Source organism: Duganella vulcania, assembly GCF_009857655.1.
Taxonomy (GTDB): domain Bacteria; phylum Pseudomonadota; class Gammaproteobacteria; order Burkholderiales; family Burkholderiaceae_D; genus Rugamonas; species Rugamonas vulcania.
The window spans coordinates 1-2,240 of the sequence record NZ_WWCX01000224.1 but is presented as its reverse complement, the minus strand read 5'-3'; the positions used below and the strand labels follow the sequence as shown (position 1 = coordinate 2,240).

Here is a 2,240-nt window from a genome sequence, read left to right as displayed (position 1 = left end):
CGCGCGGCCGACGCCGGCGCGCGCCAGCACCGCACGGTGCTCGACATTGGCATCGCGCAGTGGGCCTTCGACCGCGCCGAAGGCGCCGGCCTGGGCACGGACACGCTGCCGGCCAGCCGCATCTTCTACCTGCCGCTGGTGGCGCCGATGCGCACCCGCGGCGTGCTGGCGATCGAGCCCGAGCAGCGGCACTGGATGCTGATCCCCGAGCAGCGCCAGCAACTGGACACCTTCGCCGCGCTGGCCGCGATCGCGCTCGAGCGGGTGCACTACATCGAGGTGGCGCAGAACGCGCTGGTCAACATGGAGTCCGAGCGGCTGCGCAACTCGCTGCTGGCGGCGCTGTCGCACGACCTGCGCACGCCGTTGACGTCGCTGGTGGGCCTGTCCGAATCGCTGGCCGGCTCGCGCCCGCCGCTGGCGCCGGCCCAGCGCGAGACCGCCATGCTGCTGCACCACGAGGCGCTGCGCATGAGCGCCCTGGTGGCCAACCTGCTCGACATGGCGCGCATCCAGAGCGGCGAGGTCAAGTTCAACCTGCAGTGGCAGGCGCTGGAGGAGGTGGTGGGCAGCGCGCTGCGCGCCAGCGGCGCGCAGCTGCAGGGGCACACGGTGCGCACCCGCCTGCCGGCCGCGCTGCCGCTGCTGCGCTTTGACGCCGTGCTGATCGAGCGGGTGCTGTGCAACCTGCTGGAGAACGCCGCCAAGTACACGCCGCCCGGCGCGCGCATCGAGATCGCCGCCGCGCTGCGCGGCGCCTGGATCGACGTCATGGTGTGCGACGACGGCCCCGGCCTGCCGCCGGGGCGCGAGGAAGCGGTGTTCGAGAAATTCACCCGTGGCGAGCGCGAGTCGGCCAAGCCGGGCGTGGGACTGGGGCTGGCGATCTGCCGCGCCATCGTCGACGCGCACGGCGGCCGCATCCACGCCGCGCCGTCGCCGCTGGGCGGCGCGGCCTTCGTCATGACGCTGCCGCTGGGCACCCCGCCGGCCATGCCGGCACCGGAAACCGAAGGATAGATATATGAGCACACCCGATACCGCCCCCACCGCGCTGCTGGTGGAAGACGAACCGCAGATCCGCCGCTTCGTGCGCGCCGCGCTGGAGGAGGAGGGCTGGCAGGTGCACGAGGCGGCCACGCTGCAGCGCGGCCTGATCGACGCCGGCACCCGCAAGCCCGACCTGGTGGTGCTCGACCTCGGGCTGCCGGACGGCGACGGCATCGACTTCATGACCGACCTGCGCAAGTGGTCCGGGGTGCCGGTGATCGTGCTGTCGGCGCGCGTGAACGAGGCCGACAAGATCCGCGCGCTGGACGCCGGCGCCGATGATTATCTGACCAAGCCGTTCGGCGTGGGCGAGCTGCTGGCGCGGGTGCGCGCCACCCTGCGGCGCCAGCGCCAGCCGGCCGCCGACCATGGCGGCGTGGTGCGCTTCGGCGACGTCGCGGTCGACCTGCAGCAGCGGCGCGTGACGCGCGGCGGCGCGCCGGTGCACCTGACGCCGACCGAGTACCGGCTGCTGGCGGTCCTGGTCGGCAACGCCGGGCGGGTGATGAGCAACCCGCAGCTGCTGCGCGCCGTGTGGGGGCCGGCGCAGTCGGAGAACGGCCACTACCTGCGCATCTACATGGGCCACCTGCGCCACAAGCTGGAGGCCGACCCGACCCAGCCGCGCTACCTGTTGACCGAGACCGCGGTGGGCTACCGGCTGCAGCTGCCGGCCTAGGCCGGGCCGCCCCGGCCGCGCTAGTCGCGCGCCAGGATCAGGTAGCCCTGGTCGCTGCGGGTCAGCAGCGCGAAGCCGCGCCGGGTCAGCATGTGCAGCATGGCCGAGCCGTCGCGGCAGGCCGACAACAGGCGGCGGTGCTTGTAGTGGGTGCAGAAGAAGTCCACCATCATGCCGCCCACGCCGTGGCCGCGATAGCTGTCCTCGACCACCATGGCGTGCAGCTCGCGCTGCATGCCCTTCTGCTCGTCGACCCCCAGGATCATCATGTAACCGACCACGCGGGCGTCGATCTCGCACACCCAGAACTCGATCGGCACGGTGGCGGTGCCGCCGCTCCACAGGTCGCGCAGCGCGGCGCCGTCGACGATGCCGGCGGTGAAGGAGGCGGCCAGCGCGGCCTGGCGCACGCCGTCGGTGACCGACTGGTCGAAGCCGCCGCTCTCGCCGCCCGAGGTGGTCAGGCCGATGATGGCGCCGACGTCCTCGGGCACGGCGCGGCGGATGGCCG

3 protein-coding genes are annotated in these 2,240 nt (G+C 73.1%); 2 read left to right on the top strand and 1 reads right to left on the bottom strand.

Going from position 1 to position 2,240, the window contains the following annotated elements; translation table 11 throughout:
* A partial coding sequence (locus GTP90_RS35495) for an ATP-binding protein (RefSeq protein ID WP_175048356.1) occupies positions 1 to 1,020 on the top strand: 1,020 nt, incomplete at its 5' end.
* Positions 1,021 to 1,024: 4 nt separating this feature from the next.
* On the top strand, positions 1,025 to 1,729 hold the full coding sequence (gene kdpE / locus GTP90_RS35490; RefSeq protein ID WP_161087901.1) for a two-component system response regulator KdpE: 705 nt from the start codon (positions 1,025 to 1,027) through the stop codon (positions 1,727 to 1,729).
* A 20-nt stretch (positions 1,730 to 1,749) separates the two neighbouring features.
* On the opposite strand, the gene GTP90_RS35485 is transcribed toward kdpE, so the two are convergent.
* The coding region (locus tag GTP90_RS35485; RefSeq protein WP_161087900.1) for a GNAT family N-acetyltransferase at positions 1,750 to 2,240 on the bottom strand (491 nt) is incomplete at its 5' end.